The sequence below is a fragment of the Candidatus Kosakonia sp. 282A-S69 genome, from assembly GCF_029433855.1.
Lineage (GTDB): Bacteria > Pseudomonadota > Gammaproteobacteria > Enterobacterales > Enterobacteriaceae > Kosakonia > Kosakonia cowanii_A.
The window spans coordinates 901,810-919,010 of the sequence record NZ_JAROAU010000003.1; the positions used below are offsets into that span (position 1 = coordinate 901,810).

Consider the following 17,201-nt stretch of genomic DNA (forward strand, 5'->3'; position numbering starts at 1 on the left):
GAGACCATGACGTTAAAAGAGTTATTCGTGGGCTTTGGCACCCAGGTTCGCAGTATCTGGATGATTGGCCTGCATGCGTTCGCCAAACGCGAAACGCGTATGTACCCGGAAGAGCCGGTTTACCTGGCCCCGCGCTACCGCGGCCGTATCGTGCTAACGCGCGATCCGGACGGCGCAGAGCGCTGCGTAGCCTGTAACCTCTGCGCGGTGGCCTGTCCTGTTGGCTGTATCTCGCTGCAGAAAGCGGAAACCGTTGATGGCCGCTGGTATCCGGAGTTTTTCCGTATCAACTTCTCGCGCTGCATCTTCTGCGGCATGTGCGAAGAGGCGTGCCCGACAACAGCGATTCAGCTGACGCCGGACTTCGAACTCGGTGAGTTCAAGCGCCAGGATCTGGTGTATGAAAAAGAGGATCTGCTGATCTCCGGTCCGGGCAAATACCCGGAATATAACTTCTACCGGATGGCAGGTATGGCAATCGACGGCAAAGATAAGGGCGAAGCGGAAAACGAAGCCAAGCCTATCGACGTCAAAGGCCTGTTACCGTAAGGAGAGGGGCAATGGAGTTCGCTTTTTATATCTGTGGCCTGATCGCCATCCTGACGACGGTACGCGTGATTACGCATACCAATCCGGTGCATGCGCTGCTGTACTTAATTGTCTCCCTGCTGGCGATTGCCGGGGTCTTCTTCTCCCTCGGCGCGCACTTCGCCGGGGCGCTGGAGATCATCGTCTACGCCGGGGCCATCATGGTGCTGTTCGTTTTCGTAGTGATGATGCTGAACATGGGCAACTCGGTGGTTGAACAGGAGCGTAACTGGCTCACGCCGCAAATCTGGATCGGTCCCGCACTGCTCTCTGCGGTGCTGCTTGGCGTGATTGTCTATGCCATTTTGGGCCTCAACGATCAGGGCATCGATGGCACGGTCATCAGCGCGAAAGAGGTCGGTAAATCGCTGTTTAAAGAGTATGTACTGGCGGTTGAGCTGGCTTCGATGCTGCTACTGGCGGGTCTGGTTGTCGCGTTCCATCTCGGACGTGAAGAGCGCCCTGGCGAAGTGCTGAGCAATCGCACGGATGACCGCGCGAAAAGAAAAACGGAGGAGCGTGCATGATCCCGTTACAACATGGATTGATCCTCGCGGCGATTTTGTTTGTGCTGGGTCTGACTGGTCTGGTTATCCGCCGCAATCTGCTGTTTATGCTGATCGGGCTTGAGATCATGATCAATGCTGCCGCGCTGGCCTTTGTGGTCGCCGGCAGCTACTGGGGCCAGACCGACGGTCAGGTAATGTATATTCTCGCCATTACCCTTGCTGCTGCGGAAGCAAGCATTGGGCTGGCACTGCTGCTGCAACTTCATCGTCGCCGCCAGAGTCTGAATATCGATTCAGTAAGTGAGATGCGTGGATGAACATGCTCGCCTTAACCATTCTTTTTCCTCTTATTGGCTTTGTGTTACTGGCTTTCTCCCGCGGTCGCTGGTCGGAGAACCTCTCTGCCGCCGTTGGCATGGGTTCGATTGGTCTCTCGGCGCTGGTGACGGCGCTGGTTGGCGTTGAATTCTTCAACAACGGTCAGCAGGCCTTTGTCCAGCCGCTGTGGACGTGGATGGCGGTCGGTGATTTCAATATCGGTTTCAACCTTGTGCTGGACGGCCTGTCGCTGACCATGCTCTCGGTAGTGACCGGCGTTGGTTTCCTGATCCACATGTTCGCCTCCTGGTATATGCGCGGGGAAGAGGGTTACTCCCGCTTCTTCGCCTACACCAACCTCTTTATCGCCAGTATGGTGATTCTGGTGCTGGGCGATAACCTGCTGCTGATGTACCTCGGCTGGGAAGGTGTGGGTCTCTGCTCCTATCTGCTGATTGGTTTCTACTACACCGATCCGAAGAATGGCGCAGCGGCGATGAAAGCGTTTGTCGTCACCCGCGTCGGTGACGTCTTCCTCGCGTTTGCGCTCTTCATTCTCTACAACGAGCTGGGCACGCTGAACTTCCGCGAAATGGTCGAGCTGGCTCCTCAGCACTTCGCCAACGGCAATAACATGCTGATGTGGGCGACACTGATGCTGCTGGGTGGCGCGGTCGGTAAATCGGCGCAGCTGCCGTTGCAGACCTGGCTTGCAGACGCGATGGCGGGCCCGACGCCTGTCTCTGCGCTGATCCACGCCGCAACGATGGTTACCGCAGGCGTTTACCTGATTGCCCGTACCCACGGTCTGTTCCTGATGACGCCGGAAGTGCTGCATCTGGTCGGTATCGTTGGTGCGGTTACGCTGCTGATGGCCGGTTTCGCCGCGCTGGTGCAGACCGATATCAAACGCGTACTCGCCTACTCGACGATGAGTCAGATTGGTTACATGTTCCTGGCGCTCGGCGTGCAGGCATGGGACGCGGCGATTTTCCATCTGATGACGCACGCCTTCTTTAAAGCGCTGCTGTTCCTCTCCTCCGGTTCGGTGATCCTCGCCTGCCACCACGAGCAGAACATCTTCAAGATGGGCGGCCTGCGTAAGTCGATTCCGCTGGTGTATGCCTGCTTCCTGGTCGGTGGCGCGGCGCTTTCAGCGCTGCCGCTGATTACCGCGGGCTTCTTCAGTAAGGATGAGATCCTGGCAGGTGCGGTGGCGAATGGTCACGTTAACCTGATGATTGCGGGTCTGGTCGGGGCATTTATGACCTCGCTCTACACCTTCCGTCTGATTTTCATTGTCTTCCATGGCAAAGAGCAGATTCACGCCCATGCAGGGAAGGGGATTACCCATCATCTGCCGCTGATTGTGCTGCTGATCCTCTCCACCTTCGTTGGCGCGATGATTGTGCCACCGCTGCGCGGCGTTCTGCCGGAAACGGCTGAGCTGGCGCATAGCAGCGTGGTGATGCTGGAAGTGGCCTCTGGCGCAGTGGCGGTGATCGGCATCCTGCTGGCCGCCTGGCTGTGGCTGGGTAAACGCACGCTGGTGACCTCCATTGCCAACAGCGCGCCGGGCCGCTTCTTCGGCACCTGGTGGTTCAATGCCTGGGGCTTCGACTGGCTCTACGATCGCATCTTCGTTAAACCGTATCTGGGCATTGCCTGGCTGCTGAAGAGCGATCCGCTGAATGCGCTGATGAACATTCCGGCGATCCTCTCCCGCTTTGCCGGAAAAGGAGTGCTGTTCAGCGAGAACGGTTATCTGCGCTGGTATGTTGCTTCCATGAGTATCGGTGCCGTTGTGGTGCTCGGTCTGCTGATGGTGTTGCGCTGAGTTCCTGGGCCGGAGAGCAGAGTTGTTCTCCGGCCTGCGAGCAGAATCTGAATTTTGTGAAAATTCGTTGAAAATCAGGTCCGAAAGGACAGGCAGTAACGGTGAAGTCAGATGACGAGCCAGAGAGCCTGAGCTGGACTTAAACAAGGAATATGAATCGCCATGTTATTACCCTGGCTAATATTGATTCCCTTTATCGGTGGTTTCCTGTGTTGGCAAACCGAGCGCTTCGGCGTGAAGGTGCCGCGCTGGATCGCCCTGATCACCATGGGACTGACGCTGGCGCTCTCTCTGCAACTCTGGTTGCAGGGTGGCTACTCTTTATCGCAGGCTGCTGATTTCCCGAAGTGGCAGGAGAGTTTTAAACACGACTGGATCCCGCGCTTCGGTATCACTATCCATCTGGCGATGGATGGTCTGTCACTGCTGATGGTTGTGCTGACCGGCTTTCTTGGCGTGCTGGCGGTTCTCTGCTCCTGGCGTGAAATCGAGAAATATCAGGGCTTCTTCCACCTGAATCTGATGTGGATCCTCGGCGGCGTTATCGGCGTGTTCCTTGCCATCGACATGTTCCTGTTCTTCTTCTTCTGGGAAATGATGCTGGTGCCGATGTACTTCCTGATTGCGCTGTGGGGCCATAAAGCCTCCGACGGGAAGACGCGTATCACCGCGGCGACGAAGTTCTTCATCTATACCCAGGCAAGCGGCCTGGTGATGTTGATTGCCATCCTCGGCCTGGTGTTTGTGCACTACAACGCGACCGGCGTGTGGACCTTCAACTATGAAGAGCTGCTGAAAACGCCGATGTCCCACAACGTTGAATACCTGCTGATGCTCGGCTTCTTTATCGCATTTGCGGTAAAAATGCCGGTGGTGCCGCTGCATGGCTGGCTGCCGGATGCGCACTCGCAGGCACCGACTGCCGGTTCCGTTGACCTCGCGGGGATCCTGCTGAAAACCGCTGCCTACGGCCTGCTGCGCTTCTCGCTGCCGCTCTTCCCGAACGCTTCGGCGGAGTTCGCGCCGATTGCTATGTGGCTGGGGGTGATTGGTATCTTCTACGGCGCGTGGATGGCCTTCACACAGACCGATATCAAACGTCTTATCGCTTATACCTCCGTTTCCCACATGGGCTTCGTACTGATTGCCATCTATACCGGCAGCCAGCTGGCCTACCAGGGCGCGGTCATTCAGATGATTGCCCACGGTCTTTCGGCGGCGGGTCTGTTTATCCTCTGCGGTCAGCTTTACGAACGTCTGCATACCCGCGATATGCGTATGATGGGCGGTCTGTGGAGCAAAATTAAGTGGCTGCCGGCGCTGTCGATGTTCTTCGCCGTGGCGACGCTGGGGATGCCGGGTACCGGTAACTTCGTCGGTGAATTTATGATCCTGTTCGGTAGCTATCAGGTAGTACCGATGATCACCGTCATCTCCACCTTCGGTCTGGTCTTCGCCTCGGTTTACTCGCTGGCGATGCTGCATCGCGCTTACTTCGGTAAAGCGAAAAGCGAAATTGCTAACCAGACGCTGCCGGGTCTGTCACTGCGCGAGCTGTTTATGATCCTTATCCTGGTCGTGCTTCTGGTACTGCTCGGCTTCTATCCGCAGCCGATTCTGGATACCTCGCACGCTGCGATGGGCAATATCCAGCAGTGGTTTGTTAACTCCATTACTACAAGGCCGTAATTCGCCATGACAATAACTCCACAACACCTGATTGCGCTGCTGCCGCTGCTAATCGTCGGATTGACGGTGGTGGTTGTGATGCTCTCCATTGCGTGGCGACGCAACCATTTCTTTAATGCCACGCTGTCAGTCGTTGGTCTGAACGTTGCACTGCTCTCGCTGTGGTTCGTTGGCCACGCCGGGGCAATGGATGTAACGCCGCTGATGCGCGTCGACGGCTACGCCATGCTCTACACCGGGCTGGTGCTGCTGGCGAGCCTCGCCACCTGCACCTTCGCCTATCCGTGGCTGGAAGGCTATAGCGACAATAAGGAAGAGTTCTACCTGCTGGTGCTGATTGCCGCGCTGGGTGGGATTCTGCTGGCGAACGCCAATCATATGGCGTCGCTGTTCCTCGGTATTGAGCTGATCTCTCTGCCGCTGTTCGGGCTGGTGGGCTACGCCTTCCGCCAGAAACGCTCGCTGGAAGCCAGCATCAAGTACACCATTCTGTCGGCAGCGGCCTCCTCATTCCTGCTGTTCGGGATTGCGCTGGTCTATGCCCAGAGCGGCGATCTGTCGTTTGTCGCGATTGGTAAACACCTCGGTGAAGGCGTGCTGCATGAGCCGCTGCTGCTGGCGGGCCTTGGTCTGATGATTGTTGGCCTCGGCTTTAAACTGTCGCTGGTGCCATTCCATCTCTGGACGCCGGACGTTTACCAGGGCGCGCCTGCGCCGGTCTCCACCTTCCTGGCGACCGCCAGCAAAATCGCCATCTTTGGTGTGCTGATGCGTCTGTTCCTCTATGCGCCGGTGGGTAACAGCGAAGCCGTACGCGTGGTGCTGGGCGTTATCGCCTTTGTCTCCATCATTTTCGGTAACCTGATGGCGCTGAGCCAGACCAACATTAAACGTCTGCTCGGTTACTCCTCTATCGCTCACCTCGGGTATCTGATGGTGGCGCTGATTGCCCTGCACGGCGGCCAGATGTCGATGGAGAGTGTTGGTGTTTACCTGGCGGGCTATCTCTTCAGTAGCCTGGGTGCCTTTGGCGTGGTAAGCCTGATGTCCAGCCCCTATCGCGGTCCGGACGCCGAGTCGCTCTACTCCTATCGCGGCCTCTTCTGGCACCGTCCGATCCTGTCGGCGGTCATGACGGTGATGATGCTGTCGCTGGCAGGTATCCCGATGACGCTGGGCTTTATCGGTAAGTTCTACATTCTGGCTGTCGGTGTGCAGGCGAACCTGTGGTGGCTGACTGCCGCTGTGGTCGTGGGTTCCGCAATTGGTCTCTACTACTACCTGCGTGTGGCGGTGAGCCTCTATCTCAACGCGCCGCAGCAGCTGAACCGCGATGCCCCATCCAACTGGGCCTACAGCGCGGGCGGTATTGTGGTACTGATCTCCGCTCTGCTGGTGCTGGTGCTCGGTATCTATCCGCAGCCGCTGATCAGCATCGTTCAGCTGGCGCTGCCGATGATGTAATCGCGCTTCGCGCAGACGAAAAAACCGCCGGGTTTGTAGCCTGGCGGTTTTTTTTGCGCATAAAAAACCCCAGCGGGGAGGCTGGGGTTTTAACGGTATAGCGCAACCTGGTGAGGGATGCGCCACGCCGTTTCTTACTTTTCCGGCCCGTCAGGGGGGAAGAGCGTATGCAATACTCAACGCGTTGAAGCTTCCGATATAAGTTGATTTATTTCAAGCGCAAACAGGCGGGCTATTTCATCTTTAAGAAAAACGCTTGAAAACAGGTCGTTTTTCCTGACATTTTTTAATTATGTTTCAGTTGCTTAGCCGAAGTGTAAAATCACATTCGTTGGGGTTGCTGCACCTTATTTCCGGGCCGGGTAAAGGATTTCCCCCGCTGTAACACGTGGTGGTGGCAGGGTTCAGGCCTGGAAGGGGCGTAGGCAATACTCAACATCTGCTCGCCCTGATTTGGGGGAGTTTGAGAGCCAGTCCGGGCGGCTCCTTCCTCTGTTGAGGAAAACGGATGATGCATAAGCGTGAATTCGCGAAACGCGTAATCACGATCATCATTGCTGTCTTACAGCTGATCTTGTCGTTCTTGTAATGACCGGAAACGTACCTAAGGCGCTACCGTTTGACCAGCGGTAGCGCCTTTAATCGTTCTACCAGCGTTACTTCGCCAGCAGCGGGGTGGGGGCCATCTGGCGGTGGCTGATCAGCGGGCCGCGAATATTGTTCGCTGCGCGATCGAGCACTTCCTGAATCACTGCTGAAAGTTCGTTAATTTCAAACTTCGCAACATAGCCATCAGCCTGCACTTTGCGTACGTGATCTTCGTTGGCGCTGCCCGAGAGGGAAGAGTGGATCACCACCGGAATATTCTTCAGGCGCGGATCGGTTTTGATCAGGCGGGTCAGGGTGAAGCCATCCATCTCCGGCATCTCCAGATCGGTCAGAACCATGGAGATCTTATCGCTCACCGGCACACCCTCTTTCTCCGCCTGCTGGGCGATAAGCTGGATCTTCTCCCACGCATCTTTGCCGGTAATGTGCATCATGCTCGGGATCTCCATGGCGTTCAGGCCTTTTTCCAGCATGGCGCGCGCCACTTTGGAGTCTTCAGCCACAATCGCGATAGAACCCGGTTTAAGGTTGAATTTCTTATCCGGCACGTGATCGCCGTGAACGTCATGATCCGCCGGAACGATGTCATAAAGGATCTGTTCAACGTCCAGCACCATCGCCAGGTTGTTGGTGTCCTTATCATCATCGAGGCAGGCAATACTGGTGATATAGCGGCCATTGATCGCTTTTTCCGCCGTGTGCACCTGTTTCCAGTCCAGGCGCGTGATGTTCTCAACGGACTCGACGGCAAAAGCCTGCACGCTACGGGCATACTCAGTGATCAGCAGAATGTTAAGCCCGGTCTCCGGTTTGCAACCAGCAACCGCGGAGAGATCAATCACCGGGATCACCTGATCGCGGATATTCACCATCCCCATCAACGGCGGCTTCATTCCCGCAGGACGTGTGAATGTGGGCATCGGCACGATTTCGCGTAGCTTAAACACATTGATGCCAAACAGCTCAGATTTCGTCGCATCTAATGATGTGCCAAGGCGAAACAGCAACAGCTCAAACCGGTTCGACAGAGTAAGATTCGCCCTGTCATCGATGTCTTTCTGGAAATTATCCATCATGCCCTCAAAGAAGAAATGCCTGCGTATAACTTATTATCGGCATGATGGCGAAAAAATAGAGTGCTTAAATTAAAATCAAATGCGAACTACGTCAAAATCTGCTGCTAACGTCGTCTGCGGGAAGATTTCACGACACTCTTTCAGCAGTGCCTGGCTACCTTCAGCGTCATAACGCGAACTGATATGCGTAATGACCAGCCGGGCTGCGCCCGCTTGCTGAGCCAGCTGCGCAGCCTGCCGTGCTGAGCTGTGCCCGCGGCTGTTCGCCTTCTCCTCCATGGCGTTTTCAAGTGTCGCCTCATGCACCACAACATCGACATTTTTCGCCAGCTCCAGCGCGGGGGGGCAGGGAGAGGTATCGCCAAAGATCGCGACCCGTTTGCCCGGCTCGGCCGGTGCCAGGTAATCTGCGCCATCAATAACGCGCCCATCATCCAGCGTCACCGTGCCACCCGCCTTTAATGTCTGGAACAGCGGCCCGGCGGGAACGCCCGCGGCGACAAGCGCAGCGGCATTGAGCGCGCCGGGTTTATCGTGCTCCTCCACGCGATAGCCGTAGCACTCCAGCGGATGCGTCAGCGGAAAGGCCGTCACTTTGCGCAGCCCATCATCCACCACCAGCCCCGGCTTGACCTCTTCAATGGTCAGCGGATAGTCGGTCCATGAGCCGCTCAGGCGCAGCGCGGTCTCAACAAACTCCCTGATGCCATGCGGGCCGTAAATCTGCAGCGGCTGCGTATTGCCCGCCATTGACCGGCTGCAGAGCAGGCCCGGCAGGCCAAAAATATGATCGCCATGCAGATGGGTGATGAAAATTTTGTCCAGCTTGCCCGGGTTAAACGCGGTGTGCAGCAGTTGATGCTGTGTACCTTCACCACAGTCGAAAAGCCACAGCCCGGCGCTCGTCGGGTGCTGCAGATTGAGCAGGATGGCGGTAACGTTACGCGCCCGCGTCGGGACGCCTGCTGAAGTACCTAAGAAGATCAGTTCCACATGCTTTGCCTGAAAGGAAAAGAATCTAGTATAACCACATGAGTCAATTTGAGGAGATAACGATGATCCGCTGGCAAGACCTGCACCACAGTGAACTGACCGTGCCTGTGCTTTATGCGCTGTTGAAGCTGCGCTGCGAAGTGTTCGTGGTCGAACAGACCTGCCCCTACCTCGATATTGATGGCGACGATCTGGTGGGGGAGAACCGCCATCTGCTCGGCTGGCAGGGGGATGAGCTTGTAGCGTATGCGAGGATTCTGAAAAGTAACGATGATTTCTCGCCGGTTGCTATCGGCAGGGTGATTGTCTGCGCCAGCGTACGCGGGGAAAAAGTGGGCCATCAACTGATGTCACGCGCGGTGGCCTCCTGCCAGCAACACTGGCCGCAGCACGCCCTCTACCTGAGTGCGCAGGCGCATCTGCAACCTTTTTATCAGCAGTTCGGTTTCCAGCCTGTCACCGATATCTATGACGAAGATGGCATTCCTCATATTGGTATGGCGCGCGAGGTCGGCCAGGCGTAAACAGCAGCTATTGTCTATAGTTAGCGTACAGGTGCATAACATGGAGAAAAGAGATGACTAATCAATTCGATTCACACATTGACGACGACCTGACCCTGCTGAGCGAAACGCTGGAAGAAGTTCTCCGCTCATCGGGCGATCCCGCTGACCAGAAATACATTGAGCTGAAAGCACGTGCCGAGCAGGCTCTGCATGATGTGAAAAACCGCGTCAGCAGCGCGTCTGATACCTACTACTATCGTGCGAAAAAAGCGGTTTACCGTGCCGATGACTATGTGCACGAAAAACCGTGGCAGGGCGTTGGTGCGGGTGCCGCTGTAGGTCTGGTGCTCGGTCTGCTGTTGGCCCGTCGCTAAACTTTATATCCCCTCCCTGGAAGGGGGTACTGCTATTCATCGTAGTACCCCGTATACTGTGTGGTTTTTAAAACCGTGCCGTTTTTCCGGGAGGGGTTCGCATGTCTTCTCTGTCCTCTGCGCTTGGCTACCTGCATCAGCGGCTTGCCGACACGCTTCCTGACGCCCCTGGCTTTACTTTTTTCGATGTTCCCTTCCCACTGAATGATGCATTCGATCCGCTGACATGGCTTACGGCTCAGCCTGTTTTCCCACAATTTTACTGGCAGCAGCGCAGCGGTAATGACGAAGCGGCCGCACTTGGCGCGTTACGCGCATTCACTTCACTTGCTGAAGCGCAACAGCAGTTGCAGACCTTGCCCGACGATGTGCGCGTCTGGGGGCTGAATGCCTTTGAGCCGAGCGAGGGCGCGCTCTTTTTACCCCGCCTTGAATGGCGGCGCGAAGGGGGCAAAGCGATACTGCGCCTCTGTCTCTATAGCGCAACCTCGCTACGTGATGATGCCCGACACGCGGCCGATTTTCTGACCGCGCTGTCCCCTGCCGCCCCGCTGACAATAACGCCACCACGCTGTGTTGAGCAGCAGCACTTTCCGACGCGTAAGGGGTGGGAAGTGCTGATAACCCAGGCAATTGAGACGCTCCAGCGCGGCGAGCTGGAAAAAGTCGTGCTCGCCCGCGCCACCGACTACCGCTTCGACGCGTCGGTCAATGCCGGTGCGCTGATGGCTGCCAGCCGTCGCCTTAACCTTCACTGCTTCCACTTTCTCTATCGCTTTGACGCCCGGACCGCCTTTCTCGGATCGACCCCCGAACGGCTGTGGCGGCGACGCGGCGTGGCGCTGCGCACCGAAGCGCTGGCCGGGACGGTGGCAAACCATGATGACGACGCGCAGGCGCAGCAGCGGGCGGCATGGTTGATGAGTGACGATAAAAACCAGCGTGAAAATATGCTGGTGGTAGAGGATATCTGCCAACGGTTGCAGCAGCAGACCGGGGCGCTGGATGTGCTGCCACCGCAGGTGGTGCGGCTGCGTAAAGTGCAGCATTTACGCCGCTGTATCTGGAGCGACCTGCGGGTGGCGGATGACGCGCTCTGTTTAGACCTGCTTCAGCCTACAGCGGCAGTGGCGGGTTTACCGCGCCCTGAAGCCCGGCGTTTTATCGCGCGTCACGAACCGTTTGCCCGCGAGTGGTATGCCGGGTCGGCAGGTTATCTGTCGCGTAAGCAGAGTGAGTTTTGCGTGGCGCTGCGCTCGGCGAAGGTGAGCGGCGAGACGGTGCGCCTCTATGCCGGGGCGGGCATTGTGCCCGGTTCAGACGCTGAACAGGAGTGGCAGGAGATCGATAATAAGGCCGCCGGGCTGCGATCATTGTTGCTACAGACGCACCCATAGACGACCTATATCAAAAACTCATCATTTCAGAAAAATTATACTTAGTCCCAATATTGATACCGGACAAATTCATGTCGATAAGCTCATTCAACCGACGCTGGGCTGAGGTGATTCTGGAAGCCCTGACGCGCCACGGTGTACGACATATCTGCATCGCGCCAGGCTCGCGTTCGACGCCGCTAACGCTCGCTGCCGCTGAAAACCGCACATTTATTCATCACACACATTTTGATGAGCGCGGGCTGGGGCATCTTGCGCTCGGGCTGGCGAAAGCGAGCCGTGAACCGGTGGCGGTGATCGTCACCTCCGGTACCGCCGTGGCGAACCTCTACCCGGCGCTGATTGAAGCAGGGCTGACCGGCGAAAAACTGGTGCTGTTGACGGCGGATCGCCCGCCGGAGCTGATTGATTGCGGTGCAAACCAGGCGATTCGGCAGACGGGCATCTTTGCTTCCCATCCGACACAGGCCATCGCCTTACCGCGCCCGTCACAGGATATCCCGGCGCGCTGGCTGGTCTCGACGATTGATAACCTGCTGGGCACATTGCAGGGCGGGGCGGTGCATATTAACTGCCCGTTCGCCGAACCGCTGTATGGCGAAATGGATGAGACCGGGCTTGGCTGGCAGCAGGCATTGGGCGACTGGTGGCAGGATGGGAAACCCTGGTTACAGGCACCTGCGGCGTGCGGTATTGATATCCAGCGGGACTGGTTCTCCTGGCGGCAGAAACGCGGCGTCGTCATTGCCGGGCGTATGAGCGCCGCTGAAGGGCGCAAGCTGGCAGAGTGGGCGAAAACCCTCGGCTGGCCGCTGATTGGCGATGTGTTATCTCAAACCGGTCAGCCGCTGCCCTGCGCCGATCTCTGGCTCGGTAATAGCCAGGCGGTCGAGGCGCTCAGCGAGGCGCAAATTGTGCTGCAATTTGGCAGCAGCCTGACCGGAAAACGTCTGTTACAGTGGCAGGCGACCTGCGCGCCGCAAGAGTACTGGCTGATTGATAACCTTCCCGGCAGGCTCGATCCGGCGCATCATCGTGGCCGTCGTTTGGTGGCTGAGGTGGAGGGCTGGCTGGCGCTGCATCCGGCTGAATCCCGCGCGCCGTGGTGCGAAAAGCTTGTCTCGCTCTCAGCGCTTGCATGGCAGCGCGTTCAACGACAGCGTGAGGATTTCGGCGAAGCGCAGCTGGCACACCGCATTACCGACTACCTCCCTCCCCAGGGGCAGCTTTTTCTCGGCAACAGCCTGGTGGTCCGGCTGGTGGACGCGCTGGCGCAGCTGCCGGCAGGGTATCCGGTCTACAGCAACCGTGGCGCGAGCGGCATTGATGGCCTGCTCTCCACGGCGGCCGGCGTACAGCGGGCCACCGCGCGCCCGACGCTGGCCATCGTCGGCGATCTCTCCGCGCTCTACGATCTCAACGCCCTCGCACTTCTGCGCCAGGCCTCGGCGCCCTTTGTCCTGCTGGTAGTCAATAACAATGGCGGGCAGATCTTCTCTCTGTTACCCACGCCGCCCGCCGAGCGTGAGCGCTTCTATCTGATGCCGCAAAATGTCCATTTCGGGCACGCCGCCGCGATGTTTGAGCTTCCCTATCACCGCCCGGAGAGCTGGGGGCAACTGGAGCAGGCGCTGAGCGAAGCCTGGCTGAAGCCGGGGGCGACGGTCATTGAAGTGGTGGTAAACGAGACCGACGGCGCGCAAACCCTGCAAACGCTTTTAGCGCAGGTCAGCCAGTTATGAGCCTGCATGCAGAGCTCCATTCCGGTCGGCAGCCGCTGCCGTGGCTGCTCTTTCTGCACGGTTTTGCCGGTGATAGCCGCGAATGGCAGCCAGTCGGCGCAGCGCTTGCGGATTTCCCGCGACTCTATCTCGATCTGCCGGGTCATGGTGCGTCAGCCACCACCTCCGTCGACGCCTTTCCAGAGATGGATGCGCTGCTGCGAGCGACGCTCAGTCGTTACAACATACTAAGTTACTGGCTGGTGGGGTACTCCCTCGGCGGCCGCATTGCGATGTTCCACGCTTGCCAGCAGCCGACGGGGCTGCAGGGCATCATTATCGAAGGCGGTCACCCGGGCCTTACCGATGAGCTTGCCCGTAGCGCGCGGCGGGAGGCTGATGAAGCATGGTGTCAGCGCCTGCGTCACCAGCCGCTAAGCGAAGTTTTCGACGCCTGGTATCGCCAGCCGGTCTTTGCTGCGCTGACGGAGAAGGAGCGTGCGGCGCTGGTTGCGCTGCGCAGCCACAACGATGGCAACGCTCTGGCGCATATGCTGTCGGCGACGTCGCTCGGCTGCCAGCCCGATCTGCGCGCTGCGCTGCGTGATGCCCCTTTTCCCGTTCACTATCTGTTTGGCGAACATGACCCTAAGTTTCGGGCGCTGGCGAGCGAGGTCGCGCGCCACTTTTATGCCATCCCTGCCGCCGGGCACAACGCGCACCGGGAGAATCCCGCAGCCGTTGCTGCCCTGCTGGCGCGAATTCTGCCTCTTGAGATTAAGGACCGACCATGATCTACCCTGATGAAAATGAACTTTACGCACCGGTTGAGTGGCACGACTGCTCCGAAGGCTTCAGCGATATCCGCTATCAAAAATCCGCTGACGGCATCGCCAAAATCACTATCAACCGCCCGGAAGTGCGCAACGCCTTTCGTCCTGTCACGGTGAAAGAGATGATTCAGGCGCTGGCTGATGCGCGTTATGACGACACTATCGGAGCGATCATCCTGACCGGTGAAGGTGATAAAGCTTTCTGCGCCGGTGGCGATCAGAAGGTGCGTGGCGATTACGGCGGCTATCAGGATGACTCGGGCGTGCATCACCTTAACGTCCTCGATTTTCAGCGCCAGATCCGCACCTGCCCGAAACCGGTAGTGGCGATGGTGGCGGGCTACTCCATCGGAGGCGGTCATGTGCTGCACATGATGTGCGATCTGACCATCGCGGCGGAAAACGCGATTTTCGGCCAGACCGGGCCAAAAGTCGGCTCCTTTGACGGCGGCTGGGGCGCATCCTACATGGCGCGCATTGTTGGTCAGAAGAGAGCGCGTGAAATCTGGTTCCTCTGCCGCCAGTACGATGCGCAGCAGGCGCTGGATATGGGGCTGGTCAACACCGTGGTGCCGTTAGCGGATCTGGAAAAAGAGACCGTGCGCTGGTGCCGTGAAATGTTGCAGAACAGCCCGATGGCGCTGCGTTGCCTGAAGGCGGCGCTGAACGCAGACTGCGATGGCCAGGCGGGGCTGCAGGAGCTGGCGGGCAACGCCACCATGCTCTTCTATATGACTGAAGAGGGGCAGGAGGGTCGCAACGCCTTCAACCAGAAGCGCCAGCCTGATTTCAGCAAATTTAAACGGAACCCGTAATGCGCCAGGCGCAGATCTACCGCTGGCAGATCCCGCTGGATGCAGGCGTGGTGCTGCGCGAGCGTCGGCTGAAAACCCGTGACGGGCTCTTTATCCAGTTGCAGGAAAAGGGCGGCGAAGGGTGGGGCGAGATCACTCCACTGCCGGGGTTCAGCCAGGAAACGCTGGATGAGGTGCAGCCTGCGGTGATGGCATGGGTGCAAGCGTGGCGTAACGGAGCGTCGCCAGCGCTGCCATCGCAACCCAGCGCGGCGTTTGGCCTGAGCTGTGCGCTGGCCGAGCTGGCGGGTGAGTTACCGCAGCCTGCCGACTACCGTGCGGCGATGCTCTGCACCGGCGATCCGGATGAGCTGTTTGCCGCCCTCGCCGCGCTGCCCGGTGAGAAGCTGGCGAAGGTGAAAGTCGGGCTGTACGAAGCGGTGCGCGACGGCATGGTCGTTAATCTGCTGCTGGAGTCGATACCCGGGCTGCGCCTGCGTCTGGATGCCAACCGCGCCTGGACACCGCTGAAAGCCCGCCAGTTCGCTAAGTATGTTGCGCCTGCCAACCGCCCACGCATCGCTTTTCTGGAGGAGCCGTGCCAGAGCCGCGATGCGTCGCTGGCCTTTGCGGAAGAGACCGGCATTACCATCGCCTGGGATGAGAGCCTGCGCGAGGCGGATTTCGCTTTTACGCCTCAGCCGGGCGTCAGCGCGGTGGTGATCAAGCCAACCCTCACTGGTAGCCTGCAAAAAGTGGCGCAGCAGGTGGCAGCGGCACATGCTCTCGGCTTGACGGCGGTGATCAGTTCCTCTCTGGAGTCGAGCCTTGGGCTAACGCAGCTGGCGCGGATTGCCGCCTGGCTGACGCCGGGCACCGTGCCAGGTCTTGATACCTTACAGTTGATGACGTCGCAGCTGGTTCGCCGCTGGCCCGGCAGTGAACTTCCCTGCATCACGGCGGCGGAGCTGGACGCGTTACTATGAATTTTCCCGACTGGCCCTGGCGATACTGGCGTGAGCAGCGCAGCGATTGCCCAGCGCTGCGCTCAGGCCAGCGCACTCTGACCTGGCGGCAGCTCTGCGCTGAGATAGATGCGCTGGCAAGCGGCTTTGCCCGTCAGGGGGTGCGCGCAGGCGATGGTGTGATGCTGCGCGCACGTAACCAGCCGCAGACGGTGCTCGCCTGGCTGGCACTGCTGCAGTGCGGAGCGCGGGTGCTACCGATCAATCCGCAGCTCCCCATCGCCTTGCTGGATGCGCTACTGCCCGCCATGACCCTGCGCTTCGCCCTCGATCTGACCCCCGCGCCGCTGGCGCAAGATTTTATCCCTCTGCGTTGCGCGCACGTGCCGGGTGAGCATTCGGTTGAATGGCAGCCGCAGCGGCTGGCGTCAATGACGCTCACCTCTGGCTCAACCGGCTTGCCGAAGGCGGCGGTTCACACCTGCGCTGCCCATCTGGCAAGCGCCCAGGGGGTGCTGGCATTGATCCCCTTTGATGCGGAAGATGACTGGCTGCTCTCACTGCCGCTGTTTCATGTCTCCGGGCAGGGCATTTTATGGCGCTGGCTGTTGGCGGGCGCGCGCATGACGGTGCACGACAAGCTGCCGCTGGGTCAGGCCCTGCGCGGCTGCAGCCATGCCTCGCTGGTGCCGACGCAGCTGTGGCGCCTGCTCAATGATAGTGCCCCGCTGTCGCTGAAAGCAGTGCTGCTCGGTGGCGCAGCGATCCCCGTTGAGTTGACCGGGCAGGCACGCTTGCGCGGTATCCGCTGCTGGTGCGGATATGGTTTAACGGAGTTTGCCTCAACGGTCTGTGCGAAAGAGGCCGACGGCGCGCCGGATGTCGGTTATGCGTTGCCGGGACGTGAGGTAAAAATTGTTGGCGAAGAGGTGTGGCTGCGTGCAGAGAGCCTCGCCGCGGGCTACTGGCGCAACGGTGCATTGCTACCGTTAGTGAACGATGCAGGCTGGTTTGCCACCCGCGATCGCGGCACGCTGGATAAAGGGCGGCTGACGCTGCACGGTCGGCTGGATAACCTCTTTTTCAGCGGCGGCGAAGGGATTCAGCCTGAAGAGGTGGAGCGCGCCATCGCCGGTCATCCGCAGGTGCGGCAGGTGTTTGTGGTACCGGTTGACGATGCGGAGTTTGGACAGCGTCCGGTGGCGGTGATTGAGTGCGAGAGCGGGATCACTGCGGCGGCCCTCAGCAACTGGGCAGCAGATAAGCTGGCGCGTTTTCAACAGCCGGTGCGCTGGCTGCCTTTGCCAGAGGCGCTGAAAAACGGCGGCATCAAAATTTCCCGCCGCGCCCTGCAGACGTGGGTGAACCAGCAGTGCTAGTACTGCGCCTCTTTTTGCGGGCTGCCTCGTCCGGATAAAAACCGGCACTGACTCGCGCAAGAGCAAGGCTTTTAGCCGTCAGGCGTGAAAGCGAGTTTGCCTCAGGTCGCGCACGCTATTAGACGTTCTGCTGCCGGGAAAATAAGCGT

The 17,201-nt window shown here is 58.8% G+C and carries 16 protein-coding genes; 14 read left to right on the forward strand and 2 right to left on the reverse strand.

Features of this window, described 5'->3' with window-relative positions; translation table 11 throughout:
• The first annotated feature begins 6 nt into the window (after positions 1 to 6).
• The 6 genes from nuoI to nuoN all read left to right on the forward strand — a co-directional run bounded on the left by nuoI (position 7) and on the right by nuoN (position 6,405).
• Entirely contained in the window at positions 7 to 549 is a 543-nt protein-coding gene (nuoI, locus tag PU683_RS09995) for an NADH-quinone oxidoreductase subunit NuoI (RefSeq protein ID WP_023479728.1), read from the forward strand.
• 11 nt (positions 550 to 560) lie between these two features.
• A complete protein-coding gene (nuoJ, locus tag PU683_RS10000; RefSeq protein WP_277171329.1) occupies positions 561 to 1,115 on the forward strand; it encodes an NADH-quinone oxidoreductase subunit J in 555 nt (184 codons plus the stop codon).
• Positions 1,112 to 1,414 (forward strand): NADH-quinone oxidoreductase subunit NuoK, encoded by a 303-nt coding sequence (gene nuoK, locus PU683_RS10005; protein WP_187799490.1) that lies wholly within the window; start codon positions 1,112 to 1,114, stop codon positions 1,412 to 1,414. Before nuoJ ends, nuoK begins: the two co-directional genes overlap by 4 nt.
• Positions 1,411 to 3,252: an NADH-quinone oxidoreductase subunit L gene (gene nuoL, locus PU683_RS10010; RefSeq protein WP_277171330.1), complete on the forward strand. Its 1,842-nt coding sequence runs from the start codon at positions 1,411 to 1,413 to the stop codon at positions 3,250 to 3,252. Before nuoK ends, nuoL begins: the two co-directional genes overlap by 4 nt.
• A 162-nt stretch (positions 3,253 to 3,414) precedes the next feature.
• Positions 3,415 to 4,941 (forward strand): NADH-quinone oxidoreductase subunit M, encoded by a 1,527-nt coding sequence (nuoM, locus tag PU683_RS10015; RefSeq protein ID WP_277171331.1) that lies wholly within the window; start codon positions 3,415 to 3,417, stop codon positions 4,939 to 4,941.
• 6 nt (positions 4,942 to 4,947) lie between these two features.
• The gene (gene nuoN, locus PU683_RS10020) at positions 4,948 to 6,405 is read left to right on the forward strand and encodes an NADH-quinone oxidoreductase subunit NuoN (protein WP_277171332.1); all 1,458 of its coding nucleotides are present in this window, start codon (positions 4,948 to 4,950) and stop codon (positions 6,403 to 6,405) included.
• 656 nt (positions 6,406 to 7,061) lie between these two features.
• On the opposite strand, the gene PU683_RS10025 is transcribed toward nuoN, so the two are convergent.
• Together PU683_RS10025 and rbn are read right to left on the reverse strand one after the other, a co-directional pair.
• A complete protein-coding gene (locus PU683_RS10025; RefSeq protein ID WP_042714281.1) occupies positions 7,062 to 8,087 on the reverse strand; it encodes a chemotaxis protein in 1,026 nt (341 codons plus the stop codon).
• Between the two features lie 78 nt (positions 8,088 to 8,165).
• On the reverse strand, positions 8,166 to 9,083 hold the full coding sequence (gene rbn / locus PU683_RS10030) for a ribonuclease BN (protein ID WP_277171333.1): 918 nt from the start codon (positions 9,081 to 9,083) through the stop codon (positions 8,166 to 8,168).
• A gap of 62 nt (positions 9,084 to 9,145) precedes the next feature.
• Here rbn and PU683_RS10035 point away from each other — a divergent pair, with 62 nt between their 5' ends.
• From PU683_RS10035 to menE, 8 genes are all read left to right on the forward strand, one after another.
• On the forward strand, positions 9,146 to 9,607 hold the full coding sequence (locus PU683_RS10035) for a GNAT family N-acetyltransferase (RefSeq protein WP_277171334.1): 462 nt from the start codon (positions 9,146 to 9,148) through the stop codon (positions 9,605 to 9,607).
• 53 nt (positions 9,608 to 9,660) lie between these two features.
• Positions 9,661 to 9,963 (forward strand): stress response protein ElaB, encoded by a 303-nt coding sequence (elaB, locus tag PU683_RS10040; protein WP_023479917.1) that lies wholly within the window; start codon positions 9,661 to 9,663, stop codon positions 9,961 to 9,963.
• A gap of 101 nt (positions 9,964 to 10,064) precedes the next feature.
• Positions 10,065 to 11,360 carry an isochorismate synthase MenF gene (gene menF, locus PU683_RS10045; RefSeq protein WP_277171335.1) on the forward strand — a complete coding sequence of 432 codons (1,296 nt, stop codon included), beginning with the start codon at positions 10,065 to 10,067 and terminating at the stop codon, positions 11,358 to 11,360.
• A 71-nt stretch (positions 11,361 to 11,431) separates the two neighbouring features.
• Positions 11,432 to 13,102 carry a 2-succinyl-5-enolpyruvyl-6-hydroxy-3-cyclohexene-1-carboxylic-acid synthase gene (gene menD, locus PU683_RS10050; RefSeq protein ID WP_277171336.1) on the forward strand — a complete coding sequence of 557 codons (1,671 nt, stop codon included), beginning with the start codon at positions 11,432 to 11,434 and terminating at the stop codon, positions 13,100 to 13,102.
• Positions 13,099 to 13,875, forward strand: a complete 777-nt coding sequence (menH, locus tag PU683_RS10055; protein ID WP_277171337.1) for a 2-succinyl-6-hydroxy-2,4-cyclohexadiene-1-carboxylate synthase — start codon at positions 13,099 to 13,101, stop codon at positions 13,873 to 13,875. Before menD ends, menH begins: the two co-directional genes overlap by 4 nt.
• A complete protein-coding gene (menB, locus tag PU683_RS10060; protein ID WP_277171338.1) occupies positions 13,872 to 14,729 on the forward strand; it encodes a 1,4-dihydroxy-2-naphthoyl-CoA synthase in 858 nt (285 codons plus the stop codon). Before menH ends, menB begins: the two co-directional genes overlap by 4 nt.
• On the forward strand, positions 14,729 to 15,694 hold the full coding sequence (gene menC / locus PU683_RS10065) for an o-succinylbenzoate synthase (protein ID WP_277171339.1): 966 nt from the start codon (positions 14,729 to 14,731) through the stop codon (positions 15,692 to 15,694). Before menB ends, menC begins: the two co-directional genes overlap by 1 nt.
• Positions 15,691 to 17,052 carry an o-succinylbenzoate--CoA ligase gene (gene menE / locus PU683_RS10070; RefSeq protein ID WP_277171340.1) on the forward strand — a complete coding sequence of 454 codons (1,362 nt, stop codon included), beginning with the start codon at positions 15,691 to 15,693 and terminating at the stop codon, positions 17,050 to 17,052. Before menC ends, menE begins: the two co-directional genes overlap by 4 nt.
• Positions 17,053 to 17,201 lie beyond the last annotated feature (149 nt).

Bases quoted from the DNA above. Each gene is read 5' to 3' on its own strand.
- nuoL (WP_277171330.1), top strand. From the start codon at position 1,411: ATGAACATGCTCGCCTTAACCATTCTTTTTCCTCTTATTGGCTTTGTG.
- menB (WP_277171338.1), top strand. From the start codon at position 13,872: ATGATCTACCCTGATGAAAATGAACTTTACGCACCGGTTGAGTGGCAC.
- menH (WP_277171337.1), top strand. From the start codon at position 13,099: ATGAGCCTGCATGCAGAGCTCCATTCCGGTCGGCAGCCGCTGCCGTGG.
- nuoI (WP_023479728.1), top strand. From the start codon at position 7: ATGACGTTAAAAGAGTTATTCGTGGGCTTTGGCACCCAGGTTCGCAGT.
- nuoJ (WP_277171329.1), top strand. From the start codon at position 561: ATGGAGTTCGCTTTTTATATCTGTGGCCTGATCGCCATCCTGACGACG.
- menF (WP_277171335.1), top strand. From the start codon at position 10,065: ATGTCTTCTCTGTCCTCTGCGCTTGGCTACCTGCATCAGCGGCTTGCC.
- PU683_RS10035 (WP_277171334.1), top strand. From the start codon at position 9,146: ATGATCCGCTGGCAAGACCTGCACCACAGTGAACTGACCGTGCCTGTG.
- menD (WP_277171336.1), top strand. From the start codon at position 11,432: ATGTCGATAAGCTCATTCAACCGACGCTGGGCTGAGGTGATTCTGGAA.
- nuoM (WP_277171331.1), top strand. From the start codon at position 3,415: ATGTTATTACCCTGGCTAATATTGATTCCCTTTATCGGTGGTTTCCTG.
- PU683_RS10025 (WP_042714281.1), bottom strand. From the start codon at position 8,087: ATGGATAATTTCCAGAAAGACATCGATGACAGGGCGAATCTTACTCTG.
- menC (WP_277171339.1), top strand. From the start codon at position 14,729: ATGCGCCAGGCGCAGATCTACCGCTGGCAGATCCCGCTGGATGCAGGC.
- menE (WP_277171340.1), top strand. From the start codon at position 15,691: ATGAATTTTCCCGACTGGCCCTGGCGATACTGGCGTGAGCAGCGCAGC.
- elaB (WP_023479917.1), top strand. From the start codon at position 9,661: ATGACTAATCAATTCGATTCACACATTGACGACGACCTGACCCTGCTG.
- nuoN (WP_277171332.1), top strand. From the start codon at position 4,948: ATGACAATAACTCCACAACACCTGATTGCGCTGCTGCCGCTGCTAATC.
- nuoK (WP_187799490.1), top strand. From the start codon at position 1,112: ATGATCCCGTTACAACATGGATTGATCCTCGCGGCGATTTTGTTTGTG.